Source organism: Dyadobacter luticola, from assembly GCF_005860805.1.
GTDB classification, from domain to species: domain Bacteria; phylum Bacteroidota; class Bacteroidia; order Cytophagales; family Spirosomataceae; genus Dyadobacter; species Dyadobacter luticola.
This window is the reverse complement of record NZ_VCEJ01000002.1, coordinates 1179167-1200862: the sequence shown is the minus strand read 5'-3', so window position 1 is coordinate 1200862 and position 21696 is coordinate 1179167. Positions and strand designations below refer to the sequence as shown.

Genomic DNA, 21696 nt, shown 5'->3' with positions numbered 1-21696 from the left:
ACTTATGCTTTCACGCGCCCCGTTCGTCGGCATCGCTCTGTATCTTATTTCGGGAATTGTCATTGGGGACTGGCTTTTTGGTCAGTTTTCAATGTCTTCTCTTGTTCCGGGATTTATGTTGGTGGTGCTTCTTGTTATATTCCTCTTTTATTATTTCAAAAAGAAAAAATTGGCGTCGGGAGTCAGTCTGGCCGCATTCTTCATTTTACTGGGTGCTTTTTCAAATATAAATGTTGAGGAAAAACGCGATGCGGAAACCCGGCTGCTTGGCGTCGTAGCCTATGATTTTTACGAAGCCAGGGTAACTAGTCTACCTGAAAAACGGAGTAAGTCGGTGCGTATGGAAGTGACCGTCGACCGGCTGAAACTTCGGAGTGGTGCTTGGATGAATGTGGATTTGAAGGCGCTGATCAACATTGATTCCAAAGCTGCACAAATCCCAAGACCAGGCGATTTGATCATTGTCCGCGGGAATTTGAACCGGCCGATAGAAGCGAGTAACCCCGATCAGTTTGACTACCGCCGATACTTAAGAAATAAAGGAATATTGTGGACCGCGTACCTGCCGGAACACAGCTTCTACATGGTTGACCAGAATGGTGTACCTCGAACATTAGGCTTGCTAAGTCTGCAAGTTTCTGATTGGGCAGATCAGGTTTTTAGAAAACAAATCAGGAATGATCAGTCTTACGGGTTGGTCAAGGCCATGTTACTCGGTCGCCGGGATGATCTGGGCGAGGCGCAGGTGGATAGTTACATTGCGTCGGGTACGGTGCACATTCTATCGGTTTCGGGTATGCACGTGGCGATTATCTTTCTCAGCATCAGCTATTTGCTCGGATGGATCAAGCGGTTTCGGTTTGGGAATCTGCTTTATCTTTTGCTGGTGATAGGCTTGCTGGGATTTTATGCGCTGGCTACCGGATTTTCACCCTGCGTGCAGCGGGCTACTGTGATGTGTATTGTTTTTGTTTTCGCAGAAGTTTTCAAAAGGCAAAACAATGCGATGAATACGCTGGCGATCTCCGCATTCCTGATCCTGCTTTTTGATCCATCAGCATTATATGACGTGGGTTTTCAGCTTTCCTATCTGGCAATGAGTGGGATTTTCCTGCTTTTTGAGCCGATTTCTAATATTCTTAAACCGGATAATCGGATTTTGAAATTCATTTGGCAGGTTACTGCGATGTCCTTCGCGGCGCAGCTGGTCACGTTCCCTTTGAGCATTTACTATTTTCATCAATTCCCGACTTACTTTTGGCTCGTCAATCCGTTTGTAATCGCATTTACCAATGTGCTCCTCCCCGCCGCGATGGCGCTTTTGCTGGCGAGTTTGACAGGCCTGAGCCTTTTGCAGGAGATTGCAGCATTCATCGTGGACTGGTCGGCGCGGCTGACGGATATATCTGTGAAAATTCCGGAACAACTTCCTCAATTTCTGATCACTAACCTGCATTTCAGCAAGCCCGAAATGTGGCTGTTTTACGCCATGTTGTTTTTGATTTGGTACGCACTACATTCCCGGGATTATCAGTATTTGAAATATGCTTTTGCCTCAATTTTTCTGTTTTCAGCGATTGCAGTCTCGCAAAGTATTTTTATATATTTTTCCGATACACATATTGTGCATGCAGTCCCGAAACATGCGGTCAGGAGCTTTAAGGACGGAAATTCGCTTTATGTTGTGAGCGATGCCACATTTCCCTCGGATACGAATGCTTTTGATTTTTATCTTAAAAACTACGTCGTGAACCAGGAAATTGAGAACGTGATCAGCATTACCGCAGACTAGTTACTGCACCTGGTATAATGCTTCAATTTGTGCGGCTACTTTTTTGTCCCAGGCCGCTTGCGCTCCGGGGTTGAGTCCGTGGCCGGTTTCCCCATCGTATTGCTCCTGGTCATGATTCATTTCGCGGAATGCTTCCAAAAACTGATACTGGATCTCGCTGTCGTGGTCTTCAATCGTGAGTTCAGCCTTTTTCAGCCGCTCTTTAAATTTCTCCACGACCAGCCGGGTAATGTCGAAATGTATCTGCTCGTGCCGCAACGTACTTGGAGTGCGCGATTCCGGCCGCCCCCAGGACATGCTTTTGACCATGAATATTTTCAGGCCAATCTCTACCACCAGATCATTGTCTTTTGGGTAGGACCGCCCTTCATAGCCAAAACTAGTGAAAACCGCCGCCGCATACCTGCTGCCGGGCTTACCATTCCGGACTTTGAAATCGTCCCAGATCAGCGGTCTTTTGGGCGAATAAAAAACAGTATCTTCTTTATTTTCAGTAACTTCCTTGAAAACCAAGATCAAACTTCGCGCTAGCGCCGGATTTTTGCCCGAGTTTGTTTCCATCCATTTGTGAAAACTGGCTAATGATTGATCCAGCAATTGTTTGAACAGTTTTTCGTAATCAAAATCCTTTTCGGGCCGGGTATATGTGGCGGAGGTCTGGTAACTGGTCAGTTCCACCGGCTGCATATCGCGGTACCAGCGGAAACGTACGTGCAGCTTCACATCGCCGGTTACCTTGTTTGGGCCGGCGCGTTTTTCATTGACAGAAAATTCCTTCACCGTCACATAAAGTGGGAGCGTGGCCTGCGTCTTTCTGGGTGCGGCAAATGACCAATAGTTAAATAGCTCCTTTTCAACATTTCCCGGCAGTACCATCGGCACTTCTTTGCCCAAAGCAATTACTTTTCCAACTCCCGCACCCGGTAAAATTCGCTTGTCCTCAACTTCCTGGATGAAAAATTTGTAGTTCTTGAAAAGGGTAGCCGGGCTATTGGTCAGGGTCAGGGTAACTTTGTCCTGCTGTGAAAACGCAGGAATGCAAGCTGCCAGTAAAATAATTTGAAGCAAAACTACCCTTACCATACTTCCGTTGTTGAATCCCAGCGCATTTATCTAAGTTTGTAACCAATTCTTTTCAAATCACGAATGACATTACCTAAAACGAATTTGCGGCCGGAATTTGATGCTATTTTTATGGATCTAGCAAAAAATCTTGCCATGCGTTCACATTGCATCAAAGCGCAGGTAGGCGCAGTACTCACGAAGGATACCCGGATCATTTCAATCGGCTACAATGGTCCGCCGGCCGGGACGCATAACTGTGATGAAGAATTTCCGGAAACCGGCTGTGCGAGAGATGCAAAAGGAAGTTGCTCGCTGGCCTTACACGCCGAGCAAAACGCGATTTTATTCGCCGTAAAAAACGGATCAAACATTGAAGGATCCACGCTTTTTGTCACACTAGCGCCCTGCATTGCCTGCGCGCGGGTGATTTACACAATGAAAATAAAGAAAGTCATTTTCCTGAATTCCTACGCCGCATACAAAGGAATCGCCGTGGAAGAAGGAGTGGAATTTTTGAAGCGGTTCGGCGTGGAGGTGGAGCAGTACGCGAAAATAAATGAGTGAATTTTGAATGAGTGAATGAGTGAACACTAGTAATATCCACTCATTCACTCATTAAAATTAATGGTGATGCACCCCGCCCGCTCCGTGCACGTGTCCGTGGCTGAGTTCTTCGGCGGTTGCCGGGCGTACTGAAATGATCTGACCCGAAAAATGCATTTCTTTTCCTGCCAGCGGGTGGTTGAAGTTCATGATCACGACGTCGTCTTTGATCTCAACAACCTGGCCGTGCATTCTTTCGCCTTCGTCGTTGGTCATCGGAATAATGTTACCGACTTGCAGCAATTCTTCCTGGTCCACATCGTCCATCTGGAAAATAGATTTGGGCAGGTCTACCACCGCTTCCTCGTCATATTCACCGTAACCTTCTTCCGGCGCAACTGTAAATTCGAATGTATCGCCGGCAGAAAGGCCTTCAATCTGATTTTCAAAACCTTCGGGTAATCCGCTGATACCCTGTATAAAATACATCGGATCTTCCTCCGAAACGACTTCTACCACGTCTGTTTCGCCTTCCGAGTCAGGAATGCGAAGACTATATGTTAACGCGATCACGTTATTTTTTTCGACTTTCATTTGCTCAGGTGATTAAAATAATGATTGTTGTAAAATAATTGTTCCTTGATAAATGCAGGTAAGCAAACCTACGGGAATTTTATTAAAATGCTATTCAAATGAATTTTTTAGCCCACATTTTGCTATCAGGGGAACAAGAGGGCGTGCTCATGGGAAACTACGTCGGAGACTTTATCAAAGGCCGTTTGACGGATGAAAAAACGGTTGGCTGGAATCCGGATTATGTGCTGGGATTGAAACTTCACCGGTTTATCGATTCGTTTACAGATACGCATCCGCTGGTCCAGGAAGCCAAGGAAGTAGCGGCGCTGGCGCAGGGCAAGTTGTCGGGCATTGTGATGGACATTTATTTTGATTATTTCCTGGCGAGCAAATTCAGCGATTATTGCGACGTGCCTTTAAAGGTTTACGCGCACGACAAATATGCCCTGATCGAGAAAAACGAATACCTGATCCCGGAGGAAATGATCCCGATGGTGCGCTCGATGATCCGCCAGGATTGGCTCACCACTTATGCGACATTTGAGGGCATCGACCTGACATTCCAGCGACTTTCCCGTCGTGCGCCATTTTTAGCGCCGATCAAAACCGCAGTATCGGATCTGAAAAACAATGAAGCCTTTTATTATGAGAAGTTTAAAGATTTCTATCCTGATCTGACAAAAAATGCGGCGCTTTTTCTCGCCGAAAATGCAGTTGTATAACCAGAAAATCCGGCAATCGCATTACTTTTAAAACCCGAAAACCAGGGCAGCATTTGCCCTTACCGAATATTTTTTGCCATGGCGCAGACACCCGACAGCATTTTAAAAGAGATTAGAAGCAAGACATTCCAGCCCATATATTTCCTGCACGGCGACGAGCCCTACTACATTGATTCGATTACGGATGAACTCGAAAAAAGGGTTGTGCCGGAGTCTGAGAAGGGTTTTAACCAATTTGTGCTTTATGGAAAAGACATTGATTTGACGGGTGTTCTGGGTTATGCCAAAAGATTTCCATTCATGTCGGAGCGGCAGCTGGTGATTGTAAAAGATGCCAACAAGCTGGGCGGAATTGAGCAGAAAGAGCAGCAGGCGCGGCTGGAAGATTACGCATTAAACCCGCTCAAAAGCACGGTGCTGGTGTTTTGCTTTCATGCCAATGCCGATGAGCGCAAGGCTTACATCAAGGCGATCAATACAAAAGGCGCCGTGGTGCAGTCGAAGAAAATGTACGACAACAAGCTGCCCGAGTGGGTATCTTCTTTTTGTCAGCATGAAGGCGTGAAAATCAGTCCCAAGGCGATACAAATGCTGGTGGACAACATTGGGAATGATTTGAAAAGGCTGTCCAATGAAATCCGGAAAATTATGGTGAACCTGCGCGTGGACGAAGGCATCGACGCGGGCGCGGTGGAGCGTTTTGTGGGGATCAGCAAGGAATACAATGTTTTTGAATTTCAAAAAGCGCTGATGAACCGGGACATTTTGAAGGCCAACCAGATAGCGACTTATTTCTCTGCCAATCCGAAGGATAACCCGCTTTCTCCGATCCTGATCATTCTTTTTGGATTTTTTTCAAAACTGCTGATCGCGCATACTTCGAAGGATAAAAGTGAACGAAGCCTGGCCACGGAGCTGGGCGTCAATCCTTATTTTGTGAAGGATTATCTGCTGGCGTGCCGGAATTATCCGCTGCCCAAAGTGGCCAACATTATACATTATCTCCGCGAATCGGACGGTCGGTTGAAAGGATTGGATGGCGTGAGCATTTCGGAAGGTGAGTTGCTGCGCGAGCTGGTTTTCAAGATTTTACATTAATGTTGCCGCACCGCAAGTTTCGGGTTTTCGCAACATTTCAGCCGCATTAAATTTGACTTATGGATAATGACCGCCGGGTGCTGATCCCGATACCCGCGCTTTTTAGCTTTGAAGAATGTCTCTGGTTTCTGAACCGGAACTACGACGACTGTCTGCATCTGATCAAAAACAATACGATTTATAAGTCCCTGGCCCTCGATGGCGAGTTGCTACTGATCGCCATCAAGTCAAATGGTGCATTTCTGGATGTGTCGGTTTTGGAAGGAAATGTGTCTGCCGAAGCAAAAGATTTTTTGACGAAATATGTCGTGGATTGGTTTGATATGGACCGCAACATTCAGCCATTTTACGACGGGCTTCTGGCAGATAACCGGCTGTCTTACATGGCTGATGCCTATCAGGGTTTGCGGGTGATTGGTATTGCCAATCTTTTTGAGGCGATCTGCTGGAGCATTATCGGGCAGCAGATTAATTTATCTTTTGCGTACCGGTTGAAACGCAGGCTGGTCGAGCGTTTTGGTGAACATTTGGAGTATGATAATCACGTGTACCACATTTTTCCAGCCGCCGAAATTCTGGCAGAAGCGGAAGTTGACGAGTTGCGTGGGATGCAGTTTTCACAGAAAAAAGCCGAGTATCTGATCGGAATTGCCCGCGCATTCCTGGATGGCAGTTTAAGTAAAGAAATGCTACTGGACTTACCCGATTTCGAAGCCCGCAAAAAAGCACTGATCAGCCACAAAGGTATCGGCGTATGGACGGCGAATTATGCCCTGATGAAATCGTTGAAAGAACCGGAAGGAATTCCACACGGTGACATTGGTTTGCTGAATGCTTTGACGAGCCACGGTATCATTCAGGAAAGAAGCGAAACGCAGAAAATCGACGCGCTTTTTGCGCAATTCAAAGGGTGGGAGAGTTACCTGGTATTCTATTTATGGAGAAGTCTGGCAGTCAAAGAATTAGCCTAAATTTTGTTTCCACTTTTTATATTCTTCCCGCATGCAAAGTCCGCACGGCCGGTACCCATTTCCCAGCGCGTCTTTTTCCGATTCAAAGAAAACCCGGTTCTGAAATTTCATCCTTTTGCCTGAGCTGCAATCGAGCCTGCCGTAAATTTTGAGGTTTTTATTTCCTCCAAAGCAAATCCGCTTTTTGTCGATCAGCTTTTTCAATTTTCTGCTCGTTCCAAATGTTGGAGGTCCGAGTTGTGAATGCTGTATCATACACTAGCTCAAAGCATCATGAAAAATAATGCCGAGCGTATAACGGTTGCCGCTATGCACCTCACTTACGCCATGTTTCATATTGACGCGATAGTAACCTCTGCTGCCTTTCACCGGCCGGAAGTTGGTCGTAAAAAGCAGGATATCACCTTTGTTTGGTTTTAAAACAATGGCTTTGGACTGCGCGCGCGGCGTTTGCTGGGTTAATACAAATTCGCCGCCTTCATAATCTTCCCCCGGCTGACTTAAAAACAAGACCATTTGGATTGGAAAATACACCTCGCCGTACAGATCCTGGTGCAAGGTGTTATGTCCGCCTACGCCGTACTTCAAGATCAATGCGGTGGGTTTGTCTTGCTGATGTTTGTGGCAAAGGGCTTGAAAATCAGCAAAGTTTTCGAAATAACTTACGGGTATTTGCAGCACTTCCATCCATTTATTGGCAACCGGCGCGAGTTTTGGATAAAAGCCTTTCCGGAGATGCTGGATTAAAGGCGGTAGCGGGTAATTGAAATATTTGTATTCCCCAAGACCAAACCGGTAACGTTCCATGACGATCGTTTTCCGATAAAATTCAGGCTGGTCGTAGCCTTCGATAAGCTGATCACATTCTTTTTGTTCCAATGCATTTGGAACCAGCGCGTAGCCTTTCTGGTGCAGACTTCCCTGAATGTCAGGCCAATTGATGTCCTTTATATCTTCCATAATTCGGTTTTACTTTGTTCAACCCTAAAATGTTTTGAACAAAATAAAACGGATCCGGGGCGAATGAAAACCTGATTCTTGCGAAAGATCAGGCGTGGAGCGCAGGCTCGTTTTTGCGCTCGCCGATTTGCTGGCGCCACATGGCATAGTATAAACCTTTCTCGTCCAAAAGATCATCGTGGCTGCCGGTTTCGACGATTTTGCCTTTTTCGAGGACATATATCCGATCGGCGTGCATGATGGTCGACAGGCGGTGGGCGATCATCACCGTAATGTGCTGGCGCTGATCGGTAATGTTGCGGATCGTGTTGGAAATTTCTTCTTCTGTGAGCGAATCGAGTGCGGAAGTCGCTTCGTCGAAAATGATCAGGTTTGGGTTGCGGAGTAGTGCCCGCGCAATCGAAAGTCGCTGACGTTCACCGCCTGATAATTTCAAGCCTCCCTCACCGATCACCGTTTCAATACCATTTTCAGCTCTCGCCAAAAGGTTATAGCAAGCGGCTTTTAATAAAACATCATTGATCATTTCATCAGTCGCGTCCGGATTTACAAAAAGCAGGTTTTCCTTGATCGTGCCGGAAAAAAGCTGCGTATCCTGCGTCACGAAACCGATTTTGTTCCTGATCTCGTCGAAATCAATGTTGCTGCCATTGATACCATTATAATACACATCGCCTTCGATCGGGTTATACAAGCCCACCAGCAACTTAACCAATGTTGTTTTCCCCGAACCCGATGGCCCGACAAATGCAATACTCTCTCCGCGTTCGACCTGAAAAGAGATGTTTTCCAGCGCGGGCCGGTTGGCGGTCTGGTGCTGGAATTTGACGTGATCGAATCTTAATGCTTTGATTTCGTCGACGAGTTCAGGTTTCGCTGGTTTGCGTTCGATAGGTCGCGCTAATAAAACCTGTAAGTTATTGAGAGAAGCCTCTGCCTCTCTGTATGAGAGGATTACATTACCCAATTCTTGCAGCGGACCGAAGATGAAGAAGGAGTAGAACTGCATCATCATCATTTGTCCAACGGTAATTTTGTCTTGGAAAACAAAGAAAATAAGCGCGAACATAATGCACTGCTGCAGGAAGTTGACGAACGTTCCCTGGATAAAACTGATCGACCGGATGCTCTTCACTTTGCGGAGTTCCAGTTTCAGGATTTTGAATGTTGTGGTATTTAACCGGCTGATTTCCTGCTGGGTAAGTCCGAGACTTTTCACCAGTTCAATGTTCCGCAGAGATTCGGTGGTGGAGCCAGCGAGGGCGGTGGTTTCCTTGACAATGTTCTTCTGAATCGCCTTGATTTTTTTACTCAAAACACTGGTCAAAATAGCCAGTACCACGGAACCTACCAAATAGATCAGCGGCAACATCGGGCTGAGCTTGAATGCTACGATCACCACGAAGACGATGCCTACCAATGTTGCAAAAAGTACATTGACAAAGCTGGTGATAAACTTCTCACAGTCAGCACGTACCTTTTGAAGTACCGATAATGTTTCGCCGCTACGCTGGTCCTCGAAATCCTGGAAAGGAAGCCTTAATGCGTGCCTCAGCCCGTCGGTATACAGGTTGGCGCCGAACTTTTGGATCACGACATTGACCACATAATCCTGGAATGCTTTGGCGATCCGGGACACCATGGCCGTGCCGATGATCATGAGCAACCCAAGCAGGACGCCTCGGAAAAATGCATCGTCCATACCTTTCGCCCTGAACTGCGCTGCTTTGTTGGCGTACGGGTCGATGAGATAGTTACCTAATATATAAGGGTTTAAAAGCGAAAAAACCTGGTTGATGGCGGCCATCAGCAAGGCGAGCAGTATCAGGCCTTTGTACCGGCTGAGGTATTGCAACAATAATTTCATACAGAGAATGGTGATTCGGTGGTGTACCCGGGAGAGTAAACCGAAAGAATGGCATTTTAATTCTCCGTACAGAGGGTAGGAAACAAAAAAAGACATCCAGAAAGGGATGTCTGTCAATGTAGCGGGGAGCAGGATCGAACTGCCGACCTTAGGGTTATGAATCCTACGCTCTAACCATCTGAGCTACCCCGCCGAGTTAATTGTGGTGCAAAAGTATGTTAAATAAACTTATCGCACAACCCGTTTTAGTATTTTTGGCACCAAAATTGTTGATCTTGTGAAAAAACCAAAATGAAGTTTAAAGGCATTTATTCTCGAATTATGCTATATTACAACTTTTAAATCAGCGCGTAAGGCCGCTGCTGACAGGTCAACCTTTTAATTTTAGTTGGTATGGAAAAATATAAGTTTATTACTGAATTTGAATTGCGTTCCTCGCCCAAAGTATTATTTCCATATATATCTACACCATCAGGGCTGCAACAATGGTTTGCTGAAAAGGTCACAGTCCTGCCCGACCACCGCTTCGATTTTCAGTGGGACGGCGACAGCCACATTGCCAGGCAAACCGGATTGAGAATTAACAAGGGCGTGCGATTTGATTTTGAAAATACGAGTGAGGATAACCTCGATAACAATCATCTGGAACTAAAACTGGAAGTTAGCGAGTTAACCCAGACGACCTTTTTGAGGGTGATCGACTATTCGTCGAACAAGGACCAGGATGAGCTGGCGTCGTTGTGGGAGGGTTTTATGGATAATCTTAGAGAAATAGTTGGTAGTTGATGAAAAAGCTGGATAAGCTTATTTTAACCTCATTTTGGGGTCCGTTTATAATCACCATGTCTGTCGTGGTTTTCGTGTTCCTGATGCGGATCATGATTTTTTACATTGACGACTTTGTTTCCAAGGATCTTGGTGTTGCCGATTACGCGCAGTTATTCTTCTTTTTCAGCCTGATCACCGTTCCTACGGCGCTTCCGCTGGCCACATTGCTTTCGTCACTGATGGCTTTCGGTAACCTGGGAGAGTTTTTTGAGCTTACTGCGCTGAAAAGTGCCGGTATTTCCATCGTCAGGGCCATGCTGCCGCTTTTCCTTGTGGCGCTTTTTATCAGTGTGTTTTCGTTCTTTTTTAATGATAGAGTATCTCCGTGGGCTAATTTGAAAGGTTACAGTCTTTTGTATGACATTAAAACCACTAAGGCTACCTTGAAGATCAAGGAAGGAATTTTCTACAATGATTTGCCAGGATACAGCATTAAGGTGGACCGGAAGCAGGATAATGGAAAGCTGATCGGTATGGTGATTTACAAGCATAATAACCGGTCATACGAGCTGGGAAATACGGAAATTATCCTCGCTGACTCGGGCAGAATGTATTCGATTAATGAGAACCGTTACCTGGTGATCGAGCTTTACAACGGGACGCGGTATACGGATGAAACCAATTCCGCCAATTCGCGGCCGGTATACATTGCCTCGCCGACGGGCGCTACACAGGCTTATTCCAATTTCAGTCGTAACTCGTTCAAACATTACCGGTTGACGGAAAGCCTTTCTTCTTTCGGCATGAAACGGACGGATGAGGGTCAGTTTAAATACCACGAGTTCATGAAGAACATCAGCGATCTGACTTCCACGGCAGATTCGCTGCGTAACTCTTATCAGGAAACCAGGAAGAATCTGGTAGCGGGCAGTCAGCAATATTATTCCTATAACTACCGCGAGGGTACTGACAAGACCATTAAAAAAGGGAAATGGATTGACTCTTTGCTGGTTAAGCCGGTTTCAGATAGTTTGAAAAAAGAGATCCTGCAAAACACCAAGAGCGCTGCGAATAGTATGCTGAGTTATACCAAATCGCAAACGGAATATCTGCAGACGAAGCTGAAAGATGCGAGTAAGTATGAATTGGAAAAACACCATAAATATACCCAGGCAATTTCTTGTCTGATCATGTTTTTAATCGGTGCGCCACTGGGAGCTATCATTAAAAAAGGTGGGTTTGGTGTACCTGTGCTGGTTTCGATTTTATTTTTTATTCTGCTTTACGTATTGACCAACCAGGGTGATAAATGGGTGAAAGAAGGCTTGCTGGCGGTGCCAATCGGTGCCTGGATGGCAAATTCGGTGCTCTTATTGTCGGGTATCTACTTTATTGACAAAGCCAGGAGCGACTCACGGCTGTTTGAAAAAGATGTATATCAGATGTTCTTCAAGAGAATAAAATCCAAATGGGTAAGTAGATTCGGCAAATCACGGCTTATCCAATCATAGCAAATTATATTTTTAAAATAATTATAAAAGTGCTACTTTTGCAGCCTTATTTACAGCAAGGTGCTGTATATGCTTCATATAATTAATCTGTTGTTACAATCATGTATTTAACCGCGGAAAAGAAGAGCGAGATCTTCGAATCGAAAGGTTTTAAAAAAGAGAGTGCAGACACTGGATCTGCTGAATCTCAAATTGCATTGTTCACGTACCGTATCAACTATTTGAACGAGCACTTGAAAACGCACAAAAAAGACAACGACACCCGTCTTGGTCTTCTTAAAATGGTAGGAAAGCGCAGAAGATTGCTGGACTATCTTTTCAAAAATGACATTAGCCGCTATCGTGCGATTATTGCCGAATTGAACATTCGTAAGTAAGTCAAAATCAGGGAACTTCATCATTATGACAGTTCCCTGATTTTTTGCGGAAAATTAAAAGACGTCAGGATGGCGTTTTACAGCTACAAAAATCACATCATTTTATGCTCTTTAATATAGTTACTAAGACTATACCCTTGCCCGATGGTAGGGAAATCACTATTGAAACAGGCAAATTAGCGAAGCAAGCCGATGGCTCGGTAGTCGTAAGATTGGGTAACACCATGCTGCTGGCAACCGTGGTTGCTAATAAAGATATTAAGGAAGGCCTTGATTTTCTTCCGTTATCGGTTGATTATCAGGAAAAATTTGCTTCTGCGGGACGTATTCCTGGAAGCTTCCAACGCCGTGAAGGCAAACTGTCTGACAGTGAAGTACTGGTAAGCCGCCTGGTTGACCGCGTTCTTCGTCCTCTGTTCCCAGACGATTACCACGCAGAAGTTCAGGTAAATATCCTGATGATCTCTGCTGACCCGACTGCTTTGCCGGATGCATTGGCTGCATTGGCGGCATCTGCTGCACTGGCTGCGTCGGACATTCCTTTTGGCGGTCCTGTTTCAGAGGTGCGTGTTGCCAAAATCGACGGTGCATATGTTGTGAACCCGGGTTCGGCCGAATTGGAGCGCGCTACATTAGACCTGATGGTAGGTGCTACTTACAACGACATTGCGATGGTGGAAGGTGAGATGAGCGAAGTTTCGGAAGAAGAAGTGATCGAGGCTTTGAAAGTGGCGCACGCAGTGATTAAAGAACAATGTCTGGCGCTGAAAGAATTTGAAGCGGCAGTTGGCAAAACAGAAAAAAGAGAATACGTAGGCGACGAAGCGGATGAGGAACTGGAAGCGCGTTTGAGAACATTTGCTTACGATAAAATTTACGCTGTAACCCAGCTGGGTTCTACCAATAAAACAGTTCGTAAAGATGGTTTCAAAGCGGTCTGGGAAGAATTTATCGCTTCAATTGGCGAGGAAGAGGAACTGAATAAAGCGCTTGCAAAGAGATATTTCAATGACCTGGTGTGGGAAGCTTCACGCCGTTTGGTTTTGGACGAAAGAAAACGTCTGGACGGACGCGCCCTGGATGAAGTTAGACCGATTGCATCAGAAGTAGATTTTTTACCAAACGCGCACGGTTCAGCATTATTCACAAGAGGTGAAACCCAGTCACTTACTACGGTAACATTGGGTACCAAAAACGATGAGCAGATCATTGATTCTCCTTTAAAATACGGTTACAGCAAATTCATGCTGCACTACAACTTCCCTGGATTTTCTACGGGGGAAGTAAAACCAAACCGTGGACCTGGCCGTCGGGAAGTAGGTCACGGAAACCTGGCATTGCGTGCATTGAAAAAGATTTTGCCGCCGGTTGAGGACAACCCATACACCATCCGCATCGTTTCTGATATCCTTGAATCAAACGGTTCGTCTTCGATGGCGACGGTTTGCGCAGGTTCTCTTGCGTTGATGGATTCAGGTTTGAAAGTAAAAGCACCTGTATCAGGTATCGCGATGGGATTGATCTCTGACGAAGCTACCGGTAAGTATGCGGTACTTTCAGATATCCTCGGTGATGAAGATCATTTGGGTGATATGGACTTCAAAGTAACTGGAACTGAGGCTGGTATTACAGCTTGCCAGATGGATATGAAAGTAAACGGACTTTCATTTGAAGTTTTAACAGAAGCATTGATGCAGGCAAAAGCCGGCAGATTGCACATTCTGGGCGAAATGAACAAAACCATTACCGAAAGCCGTGCGGATCTGAAACCACATACGCCTCGTGCTGTTGTGATCAAGATCGACCGCGAGATGATCGGAGCGGTAATCGGACCGGGTGGAAAAGTGGTTCAGGACATTCAAAAAGAGTCCGGAGCAACGGTTTCAATCGAAGAGAAAGATGGCGCTGGCTTCGTAAGTATATTTTCAGCGGATAAGACTTCGATGGATAAGGCGGTTGCCCGCATTAAAGGCATTATCCTGGTACCTGAAATTGGCGAAATATATTCAGGAAAAGTTAAGTCTATCATGCCATTCGGCGCGTTTGTTGAGTTCCTGCCAGGCAAAGACGGATTGCTGCATATTTCTGAGATTAAGTGGGAGCGACTTGAAAAGATGGATGGCGTTCTTGAGGTAGGCGAAGAGGTTCAGGTGAAACTGGTTGAGATCGATAAGAAGACCGGAAAGTATCGCCTGTCCCGCAAGGTTTTGCTTCCTAAACCTGAGAACAAAAAAGAGTAAAACCGTGTTTCTGATAGAGGGACACAACGAATGTCGTCAATAACATACTTAATACAGATATAGATGAGACAGCTAAAGATCAGTAAGCAAATTACCAACCGGGAGAGTCAATCGTTAGACAAATATTTGCAGGAAATCGGTAAGGTAGATTTGTTAACGCCGGATGAGGAGGTGACCTTAGCTCAAAAGATCAGGGACGGCGATCAGCTTGCCCTGGAAAGATTAACCAAAGCCAACCTTCGTTTCGTAGTTTCAGTAGCAAAGCAATATCAGAATCAGGGCCTTTCATTGGGCGATTTGATTAATGAAGGAAACCTCGGTCTGATCAAAGCTGCACAACGTTTTGATGAAACACGGGGATTTAAATTCATTTCTTACGCAGTTTGGTGGATTCGTCAGTCAATTCTTCAGGCACTTGCCGAACAGTCACGTATCGTTCGTCTGCCTTTGAACCGGGTAGGTTCGCTGAATAAAATTTCCAAGACTTTCTCTGAGCTGGAACAACGCTTCGAGCGTGAGCCATCTCCTGAGGAATTGGCGGAAGTACTCGAAATTTCGTCTTCGGAGGTTGTGGATACCATGAAAATTTCTGGTCGCCACGTGTCGATGGATGCTCCTTTTGTACAGGGTGAAGAGAACAGCTTGCTGGACGTCCTGGAAAATGATCTGGAAGACAAACCGGATTCAGGGCTTGTAAATGAGTCACTTCGGAAGGAAGTTCAGCGTGCATTGTGCACTTTGACACAGCGTGAGGCAGATGTAATTGCCTTGTATTTCGGCTTAAATGGCGAGCATGCGATGACTTTGGAAGAGATAGGGGAGAAGTTTAATCTCACCCGCGAACGCGTACGCCAGATCAAAGAAAAAGCGATCAGAAGATTGCGCCACGTATCCAGAAGCAAAGCTTTGAAAACTTACCTGGGTTAATGTTCCGGGTTTCTTTTAGAAGAGTTTGAATATTTTTTAATAGCCTCATCATGAGGCTATTTTCATTTATGTCATGGCTATTTTACAACCAATAATAGATCTGGCGGCCATTTGTTACGGTCATGGAATCCGGCATGTAGTTATTTCTCCGGGATCTCGCAGCGCGGCGCTCACATTAGCTTTTGCGCGTCATGGCGGCTTTAAGACGCATGTTTGTATTGACGAGCGCTCGGCGGGCTTTATTGCAATGGGAATGGCGCAGCAAATCCGCGTTCCAGTTGTTCTGATTTGTACTTCCGGGAGTGCAGCTTATAATTTTGCTCCGGCCGTCTCAGAGGCGTTTTTTCAGCAGATTCCGCTATTAATTTTAACAGCCGACCGCCCAAAAGAGTGGCTGCACCAATATGACGGGCAAACGATCTACCAAAACGACATTTATGGAAAGCACGTAAAGAAAGCTTTTGAACTGTCGCCGGATTATGGCCATAAGGATGTACAGTGGTCGATCAGCAGAACGGTGAATGAAGCTATCAATGTTGCCGCGGCACTTCCTTACGGCCCGGTGCACATTAACATTCCGATACGCGAACCATTCTATCCGCAGGCTTCTGAAACTTGGAAGCAGTCGGCTAATCTTAGGATCATCAAAAGGCAAGAGCCGGACCGGATTTTGTCGCCTGATCAATGGATGGACATTTTAAATGAATGGGATGATTCTAAGAAGATACTTATTGCGATTGGTCAGCACGGTCCGGATGAAAGGTTAAGTCGGGTGCTCGCGCAGATTTCTGATGAGTGGGGAATTCCGATAGTTGGGGACTGCATTTCAAATCTAAATGGCAACCAGTTTATTGGGAATCACGACCTATTTTTGAGCTTTCCAGAAGTAACAGAATTACAGCCTGACCTTCTTATCACTGCTGGTTTATCATTTATTTCAAAGGATTTAAAGAACTTCCTGAGAAAAAACACGCCAAAGCAACATTGGCATATCGGCCTGGATAACATTCTGGCTGATCCGACGCAATCCGTGTCCAGATTTCTGCCTATATCACCGACTTATTTCTTTGAATCACTCTTTGAGAAAATTGATTATCAACTATTTACTCAAAATGTTGATCCTGAAAATGATGAAGCATTTGGACTTACTTGGAGCGCTAAAAACACAGTTTCCGGTCGTTTGAAGCATGAATACCTCGAAAATCTAACATCGTTAAATGATTTAACTGGAATAGATTTAAGTATTAAGTCATTAAAAAGTTCATATCAGTTACATGTAGCAAATAGTATGTCGATTCGATATCTAAATATGCTAGGTATGCCGGAACATGTTTCTGGAATTTTTTCCAATCGTGGAACGAGTGGAATTGACGGCTGCGTGAGTACAGCAATTGGTGCTGCGATGGTGAACGGTCAGCCGACAGTTTTGATTGTAGGCGACGTGGCATTCCTATATGACCGGAACGGGTTCTTGAATAAATCGCTGCCGGAGAATTTGAAAATAATTGTACTTAACAATGCTGGGGGAAATATTTTCAGAATGATCGATGGGCCGACCGGCTTGCCGGAAATGGAGGAATTTTTTGAAACGAGACATTCATTTTCTGCAAGGCGTACTTGTGAAGATTCAGCAATAAGCTATTTTAAAGCTTCGGATCTTGAAGAGCTCGAATCAGTTCTACTACAGTTCTGGACAGGCCAGTCAATCAGTTTGCTGGAGATTTTTACTGATCCTTATGAAAATGAAAAGGTTTGGAGAGAACTGAGGCGGCAAGCGCGTGAACAAAGTTTTTAATGACAGTATTTCGCTGCGGACGCTACTGAAATAGAATCTTTCAGTACAACACCCTGCTTCCAGATTTCACAGGCTTCTTTGAGTTTCTTTTGATCGTAGTAAGTCTGGCCGGTCAAGCCGTATAACTGATCAACAGGCTCAGCGATTTCGATGGCCTTGGAAAATGCTTCCAGGGCTTTTTCATTTTGATTACTTTTTCTATAATAGACACCGAGGTTGCGAAGCGCGTAGCCATTTTTTGGCAGGATTTCCAGCGACTTATCAATCAGATCTTTTGCTTTTGCGAGTTCGCCGGTTTGCATGAGTGTGTAGCCTTTGTTATTTAAAGCATACGCATCTGCTGGGTTCCGATTCAGGATTTTATCAAAACAGGAGAGGGCAGAGGACCACTGCTGCTCGTGCATAAAAATTAATCCCAGGTTGTTCAATGCTTGTGGCTGCGCAGGATCCAGCACGATGGCTGACTGGAAATCGAGCTTTGCAATTTTGTACGAATGCAATGCATAGTATACCGCACCCCGGTTGATGTACGCTTCAATGTTCCGCTTGTCAAGTGCAATTGCCCGATCGTATTCCGAAATCGCCTGAGTCGGCTCGCTCTGGGCTTGCAGTAAGTTTCCTTTCAGCAAATGATAGGAAGAAGAGTCTGCATATTGTTTTTCTATATGCTTTAAATTCTCCGCTGCTTCACGCAACTGACCGAGGCGAAGCATGGATTCGGCGCGAACGAGATTTGCCTGGACGAGAGATGGGTCAATCTTAATCGCTTCTGTCAAAACCTCCGCCGCCTTATCAGCCTGTTCCAGTTTCAATAAAGTTATCCCTTTGTTAAGATAGGCGTCCGAAAAATCTGCATTTTTGGCGATCGCTTCGTCGTAAAAACGGATTGCCTCGGCATAGTTCTTTTGACTTAGTGATTGATTTCCTTTTAGGAAAAAATCAGCAGCATCTTTCTTATTTTGGCCTGAACAACCTGAAAATTCAACTAAAATATTTAGTGCTAATATGATAATGAACAAGTTACGCATTCTGACAACAATTAAATGAGATACATTAAAGATATACCCAACCCGCAATTCAAGATCGGCCTCTACCAGTGGAACAGCAAATATATCATCAAAGTAGAGTCAGGCATGTATGAGCAGACTTACAAAATCGATGATTATGAGATTCAGGAGCTTCCCGAGCTGGAACAATGTATAGATAATGATTTTATCAGTGCGGTCAGTCGCCGGTTTGATGCAATGCATGATGACTTTTCGGACACGCTGAAACGTAATAATGTTGTGTTTTAGGTCTGTATAGGGCAATACAAAATCGCGACGTATACGGTTTTAGTACACTTTTCGTTAGATAGCAAACGAATTTTGGGCGGTAAGTGTCAGCTAAAACAGTCTTTTAGATAGATATGGTTTACCTCAACAATTTAATTCAAAAATCCACCAACTCAGTCTCTATGGTCTTTAAACACGGCGCCACCACTACGTTCGGAATGCTTTTATATGTTGGCGCGTCTTCCGTTATGGCTCAGAATACATTAAGCATTACCGAGCCGGAGGCCCACTTTCGAAATGGTCTGGAATATTATGAGAAGTCCAATTTTGTCGCCGCGCGGCAGGAGTTTGGCGAGTTTCTCAATACCCAGGACAAGTTGCTCAGCACCAGCGATTACAACAAGGTCACGGCCGAATATTATGTAGCCGTCACAGGCTTATATCTCAACTATCCGGAGGCTGAAGTGCAGGTCGACCGCTTTGTGAAAAACCACGCTGAGCACCCCAAAGCACAGCAAATTTACGGTGATCTGGGCCGCTACTACTACGAAGCCGGTAACTACGAAAAAGCCATCACATATCTTGAAAAAGCAGTTCAGGTGAATGGTACGGCAGAAAGTACCTACCAGCTGGCGATGTCTTATTATAATACGAAACAGCCAGATTTGGCACTCCCATTATTTAACCAGGTTAAAACAGAAGCGTCCTTCGCAAATGCCGGCGATGCTTCATTTTATGCCGGGGTTATCAATTATCAGAAAAACAATTTTGACGCTGCGTACGAGGATTTCAAGCGCATTGAAGACCATCCTTTCTATAAAAATGAAGCGCCTAACTGGATTATTTCTTCCTTGTATCAATTGAAGAAATATGATGAGCTGCTCCAATATGGTGAAAAGATCCTCACGCAGCAGCGGGGCAATACTAAACTGGATGACGTGGCTTTATATGTGGCAGAAGTATACTACGAAAAAGGTGATTATGCAGGTGCTGTGAAAGCTTACGAGCGCTATAAGCGAATGAGACCAGGCACTGTTCCTCCATCTGTTGCTTTACATTACGGACATTCACAATTCCGGACAGGCAATTTTGAAGGTACAATTAAGGAGCTAAAACCAGTTGGATCGGGCAAGGATTCTGTTTCGCAGTACGCCTCTTACTTGTTGGGTGTCAGCTACTTAAAGACGAATAATTTAAGCAATGCTTTAACATCCTTCGATAATGCAGCACGGTTGGATTTCAATACTACTGTGCAGGAGGAAGCTTCCTACAACCACGCGAAAGTCCAGTTGAAAACCGGGAATAATGCAGAGGCGGTAAAAGAGTTTACTAACTTCATGGCGAAGTATCCGCAGAGTAAGCATACGGAGGAAGCGACAGAATTAGTAGCAGAAGGATATGCGAGTTCTAGCAACAGTTCCACTGCCATCAAATACATTGAAGGCCTGAAAACACGCAATGCTAAAATCAATGGTACCTACCAGCGGTTGACTTTCAATCAGGGTGTGACGGATTTTAATCAGGAGCGGTACGATCAGGCAATCGCCATGTTCGACAAATCTTTGAAATTTCCGATCGATCCTGAAATCAGCAACTCTGCGGCATTCTATAAAGCGGAGGCAACGTATGGTTTGAAGCGTGTTGATGAAGCGGCTGCACTTTACACCCAGATTTCTAAAAATGGAAAATCGGGTTTATATGGAAGAAAGAGCCTTTACGCTTTGGGATACATTTATTACAATCAAAAGAAATATGCGCAGGCGCTGCCTTACTTCAAAGAGTTTACCAACAACATTGAAGGCATGGATGCGCAAATGATCGAAGATGCCTACTCGCGTCTCGCGGACTGCTATCTCGCTGCCAAAAATTACAATGAAGCGATCAGGACTTACGAGCAGGTTGCTGCCAAAGGAAAGGTTGACAAGGATTACGCATTGTTTCAGAAAGCTCGGGCTTATGTGTATATGAACCGTGAGCCGGAAGCGCGCAAGCAGTTCGAGCAGCTGATCAGTCAGTATCCTCAGTCACGCTACCTGGACGATGCCTATTTCCAGTTAGCGGATATCGATTTCCAAAACCAGAGTTATTCTGCGGCTGTGAAAGGTTTCACCCGCATGATCAATGAAAAACCTAAGAGCACGATTATTCCTGCAGCATTGCTCCGCCGCGCGCAGTCTTATTACAACTTGCAGGTGTATGAGCAGGCAATCGTCGATTTTCGGAGAATCCTGACGGACTATCCGGATTCACCGTCCGCGAGCAGCGCGCTGGAAGGTATCCAGGAAAGTTACACAGCCGTGGGACGTCCGGAAGAATTTACGCAGGTGCTGGGTGTGGTCAGGAAAAACAATCCTGGCAATGAAAAATTGGAAGAGGTGGAATTCGACAATGTTCGCAACCTATATTATGCGGAGAAATATGAAAACGCGATCAATTCGCTGCAACAATTCCTAAGCAGCTACCCGGCCAGCAAACACCAGTACGATGCACATTACTTCATTGCTTCTTCCTATGACAAGCTGGGTAAAGTGAATGAAGCATTGCAGGCTTACAGTAAAGTGGTTCAGGAAAACCGGTCAACATTCGTGGCAGCATCCGCGCAAAGATCGGCCGAGCTTGAAATAGGTCGCGGTAACTTTAACAATGCCGTGACCAACTTCCGGGTTTTGCTTAGAAATTCTGAAAGCAAAAAGGAGCAGACGCAGGCATGGATTGGTTTGATGGACACTTACTATACCTTGAAAAGCTACGATTCGACGCTTTATTATGCGAAGGAAGTCGTGAATGTAGGTAATGTAGTACCGGGTGGCGTGGGTAAAGCGCAGCTGTATATGGGCAAGGTTCCTTACGAAAAAGGTGATTTGAAAAAAGCGGCCGAGGAATTTAAGAAGGTCATGAGCTCATCGAAAGACGAATTTGGGGCGGAAGCCAGCTACTGGTCGGCGATGATACTCAACAAAGAGAAAAAGTATAAGGAAGCCGAAACGGCCATTATCGAAATGGGCAAAAACTTTGAGGGCTACGATTACTGGCGCGCACGCTCGTTCATTTTGCTGGCAGATGTATATGTCGGTATGAATGAAGTGGGCCAGGCGAAGGCAACATTAAACTCGATCATCGAAAATTCTGATGATAAAGAGGCAGTGGAGCTGGCTAAGGAAAAGCTCACGCAAATTGAAAAATTGAAATAATCACCCCGTTCCAGGTAGA

19 protein-coding genes and 1 tRNA gene are annotated in these 21696 nt (G+C 45.3%); 13 read left to right on the top strand and 7 right to left on the bottom strand.

Translation table 11 applies throughout. The features are described 5' to 3' along the window. Positions 1–4: 4 nt before the first annotated feature. Positions 5–1792: a ComEC/Rec2 family competence protein gene (locus FEN17_RS05095; protein ID WP_138364199.1), complete on the top strand. Its 1788-nt coding sequence runs from the start codon at positions 5–7 to the stop codon at positions 1790–1792. On the opposite strand, the gene FEN17_RS05090 is transcribed toward FEN17_RS05095, so the two are convergent. Beyond that, positions 1793–2875: a DUF922 domain-containing protein gene (locus FEN17_RS05090; RefSeq protein WP_138364198.1), complete on the bottom strand. Its 1083-nt coding sequence runs from the start codon at positions 2873–2875 to the stop codon at positions 1793–1795. A gap of 63 nt (positions 2876–2938) precedes the next feature. Between FEN17_RS05090 and FEN17_RS05085 the strand changes: the two genes are divergently transcribed. Continuing rightward, positions 2939–3421 (top strand): deoxycytidylate deaminase, encoded by a 483-nt coding sequence (locus tag FEN17_RS05085; protein ID WP_138364197.1) that lies wholly within the window; start codon positions 2939–2941, stop codon positions 3419–3421. Between the two features lie 57 nt (positions 3422–3478). Here FEN17_RS05085 and FEN17_RS05080 read toward each other — a convergent pair whose 3' ends face one another. After that, positions 3479–3994, bottom strand: a complete 516-nt coding sequence (locus FEN17_RS05080; protein WP_138364196.1) for an FKBP-type peptidyl-prolyl cis-trans isomerase — start codon at positions 3992–3994, stop codon at positions 3479–3481. A 98-nt stretch (positions 3995–4092) separates the two neighbouring features. Between FEN17_RS05080 and FEN17_RS05075 the strand changes: the two genes are divergently transcribed. The 3 genes from FEN17_RS05075 (at position 4093) to FEN17_RS05065 (ending at position 6767) form a co-directional block, all read left to right on the top strand. After that, the gene (locus FEN17_RS05075; protein ID WP_138364195.1) at positions 4093–4698 is read left to right on the top strand and encodes an acyl carrier protein phosphodiesterase; all 606 of its coding nucleotides are present in this window, start codon (positions 4093–4095) and stop codon (positions 4696–4698) included. 78 nt (positions 4699–4776) lie between these two features. Then, positions 4777–5796, top strand: a complete 1020-nt coding sequence (gene holA, locus FEN17_RS05070; RefSeq protein WP_138364194.1) for a DNA polymerase III subunit delta — start codon at positions 4777–4779, stop codon at positions 5794–5796. Positions 5797–5855: 59 nt separating this feature from the next. Next, a complete protein-coding gene (locus tag FEN17_RS05065) occupies positions 5856–6767 on the top strand; it encodes a DNA-3-methyladenine glycosylase family protein (protein ID WP_138364193.1) in 912 nt (303 codons plus the stop codon). Here the strand turns inward: FEN17_RS05065 and FEN17_RS05060 are convergent. The 4 genes from FEN17_RS05060 to FEN17_RS05045 all read right to left on the bottom strand — a co-directional run bounded on the left by FEN17_RS05060 (position 6759) and on the right by FEN17_RS05045 (position 9787). Beyond that, positions 6759–7022: an Ada metal-binding domain-containing protein gene (locus tag FEN17_RS05060; protein WP_138364192.1), complete on the bottom strand. Its 264-nt coding sequence runs from the start codon at positions 7020–7022 to the stop codon at positions 6759–6761. The genes FEN17_RS05065 and FEN17_RS05060 overlap by 9 nt on opposite strands. 3 nt (positions 7023–7025) lie before the next feature. Continuing rightward, the gene (locus FEN17_RS05055) at positions 7026–7727 is read right to left on the bottom strand and encodes a 2OG-Fe(II) oxygenase (RefSeq protein ID WP_138364191.1); all 702 of its coding nucleotides are present in this window, start codon (positions 7725–7727) and stop codon (positions 7026–7028) included. A gap of 88 nt (positions 7728–7815) precedes the next feature. Further along, positions 7816–9594 carry an ABC transporter ATP-binding protein gene (locus FEN17_RS05050; RefSeq protein ID WP_138364190.1) on the bottom strand — a complete coding sequence of 593 codons (1779 nt, stop codon included), beginning with the start codon at positions 9592–9594 and terminating at the stop codon, positions 7816–7818. 119 nt (positions 9595–9713) lie between these two features. Then, positions 9714–9787: transfer RNA gene (locus FEN17_RS05045), tRNA-Met, on the bottom strand. Positions 9788–9987: 200 nt separating this feature from the next. Here FEN17_RS05045 and FEN17_RS05040 point away from each other — a divergent pair. From FEN17_RS05040 to menD, 6 genes are all read left to right on the top strand, one after another. Continuing rightward, complete coding sequence (locus FEN17_RS05040; RefSeq protein WP_138364189.1) at positions 9988–10380, top strand: START-like domain-containing protein; 393 nt, start codon at positions 9988–9990, stop codon at positions 10378–10380. Continuing rightward, positions 10380–11873 carry an LptF/LptG family permease gene (locus FEN17_RS05035; protein ID WP_138364188.1) on the top strand — a complete coding sequence of 498 codons (1494 nt, stop codon included), beginning with the start codon at positions 10380–10382 and terminating at the stop codon, positions 11871–11873. Before FEN17_RS05040 ends, FEN17_RS05035 begins: the two co-directional genes overlap by 1 nt. Before the next feature lie 101 nt (positions 11874–11974). Next, the gene (gene rpsO / locus FEN17_RS05030) at positions 11975–12250 is read left to right on the top strand and encodes a 30S ribosomal protein S15 (protein WP_138364187.1); all 276 of its coding nucleotides are present in this window, start codon (positions 11975–11977) and stop codon (positions 12248–12250) included. Positions 12251–12354: 104 nt separating this feature from the next. Continuing rightward, positions 12355–14490 (top strand): polyribonucleotide nucleotidyltransferase, encoded by a 2136-nt coding sequence (gene pnp, locus FEN17_RS05025; RefSeq protein ID WP_138364186.1) that lies wholly within the window; start codon positions 12355–12357, stop codon positions 14488–14490. Between the two features lie 63 nt (positions 14491–14553). Continuing rightward, a complete protein-coding gene (locus tag FEN17_RS05020) occupies positions 14554–15417 on the top strand; it encodes a sigma-70 family RNA polymerase sigma factor (RefSeq protein WP_015810559.1) in 864 nt (287 codons plus the stop codon). A 73-nt stretch (positions 15418–15490) separates the two neighbouring features. Beyond that, a complete protein-coding gene (menD, locus tag FEN17_RS05015) occupies positions 15491–17212 on the top strand; it encodes a 2-succinyl-5-enolpyruvyl-6-hydroxy-3-cyclohexene-1-carboxylic-acid synthase (protein WP_138364185.1) in 1722 nt (573 codons plus the stop codon). Here the strand turns inward: menD and FEN17_RS05010 are convergent. Further along, complete coding sequence (locus tag FEN17_RS05010; RefSeq protein WP_138364184.1) at positions 17209–18240, bottom strand: tetratricopeptide repeat protein; 1032 nt, start codon at positions 18238–18240, stop codon at positions 17209–17211. The two genes, menD and FEN17_RS05010, sit on opposite strands and share 4 nt — an antisense overlap. Before the next feature lie 15 nt (positions 18241–18255). Between FEN17_RS05010 and FEN17_RS05005 the strand changes: the two genes are divergently transcribed. Further along, positions 18256–18507 carry a hypothetical protein gene (locus FEN17_RS05005; protein WP_138364183.1) on the top strand — a complete coding sequence of 84 codons (252 nt, stop codon included), beginning with the start codon at positions 18256–18258 and terminating at the stop codon, positions 18505–18507. Positions 18508–18668: 161 nt separating this feature from the next. Further along, complete coding sequence (locus FEN17_RS05000; RefSeq protein WP_138364182.1) at positions 18669–21677, top strand: tetratricopeptide repeat protein; 3009 nt, start codon at positions 18669–18671, stop codon at positions 21675–21677. Positions 21678–21696: the final 19 nt, after the last annotated feature.

Excerpts from the sequence above, each read along its gene's own strand:
- FEN17_RS05095 (WP_138364199.1), top strand. The coding sequence starts at position 5 with ATGCTTTCACGCGCCCCGTTCGTCGGCATCGCTCTGTATCTTATTTCG.
- FEN17_RS05090 (WP_138364198.1), bottom strand. The coding sequence starts at position 2,875 with ATGGTAAGGGTAGTTTTGCTTCAAATTATTTTACTGGCAGCTTGCATT.
- FEN17_RS05085 (WP_138364197.1), top strand. The coding sequence starts at position 2,939 with ATGACATTACCTAAAACGAATTTGCGGCCGGAATTTGATGCTATTTTT.
- FEN17_RS05080 (WP_138364196.1), bottom strand. The coding sequence starts at position 3,994 with ATGAAAGTCGAAAAAAATAACGTGATCGCGTTAACATATAGTCTTCGC.
- FEN17_RS05075 (WP_138364195.1), top strand. The coding sequence starts at position 4,093 with ATGAATTTTTTAGCCCACATTTTGCTATCAGGGGAACAAGAGGGCGTG.
- holA (WP_138364194.1), top strand. The coding sequence starts at position 4,777 with ATGGCGCAGACACCCGACAGCATTTTAAAAGAGATTAGAAGCAAGACA.
- FEN17_RS05065 (WP_138364193.1), top strand. The coding sequence starts at position 5,856 with ATGGATAATGACCGCCGGGTGCTGATCCCGATACCCGCGCTTTTTAGC.
- FEN17_RS05060 (WP_138364192.1), bottom strand. The coding sequence starts at position 7,022 with ATGATACAGCATTCACAACTCGGACCTCCAACATTTGGAACGAGCAGA.
- FEN17_RS05055 (WP_138364191.1), bottom strand. The coding sequence starts at position 7,727 with ATGGAAGATATAAAGGACATCAATTGGCCTGACATTCAGGGAAGTCTG.
- FEN17_RS05050 (WP_138364190.1), bottom strand. The coding sequence starts at position 9,594 with ATGAAATTATTGTTGCAATACCTCAGCCGGTACAAAGGCCTGATACTG.
- FEN17_RS05040 (WP_138364189.1), top strand. The coding sequence starts at position 9,988 with ATGGAAAAATATAAGTTTATTACTGAATTTGAATTGCGTTCCTCGCCC.
- FEN17_RS05035 (WP_138364188.1), top strand. The coding sequence starts at position 10,380 with ATGAAAAAGCTGGATAAGCTTATTTTAACCTCATTTTGGGGTCCGTTT.
- rpsO (WP_138364187.1), top strand. The coding sequence starts at position 11,975 with ATGTATTTAACCGCGGAAAAGAAGAGCGAGATCTTCGAATCGAAAGGT.
- pnp (WP_138364186.1), top strand. The coding sequence starts at position 12,355 with ATGCTCTTTAATATAGTTACTAAGACTATACCCTTGCCCGATGGTAGG.
- FEN17_RS05020 (WP_015810559.1), top strand. The coding sequence starts at position 14,554 with ATGAGACAGCTAAAGATCAGTAAGCAAATTACCAACCGGGAGAGTCAA.
- menD (WP_138364185.1), top strand. The coding sequence starts at position 15,491 with ATGGCTATTTTACAACCAATAATAGATCTGGCGGCCATTTGTTACGGT.
- FEN17_RS05010 (WP_138364184.1), bottom strand. The coding sequence starts at position 18,240 with ATGCGTAACTTGTTCATTATCATATTAGCACTAAATATTTTAGTTGAA.
- FEN17_RS05005 (WP_138364183.1), top strand. The coding sequence starts at position 18,256 with ATGAGATACATTAAAGATATACCCAACCCGCAATTCAAGATCGGCCTC.
- FEN17_RS05000 (WP_138364182.1), top strand. The coding sequence starts at position 18,669 with ATGGTCTTTAAACACGGCGCCACCACTACGTTCGGAATGCTTTTATAT.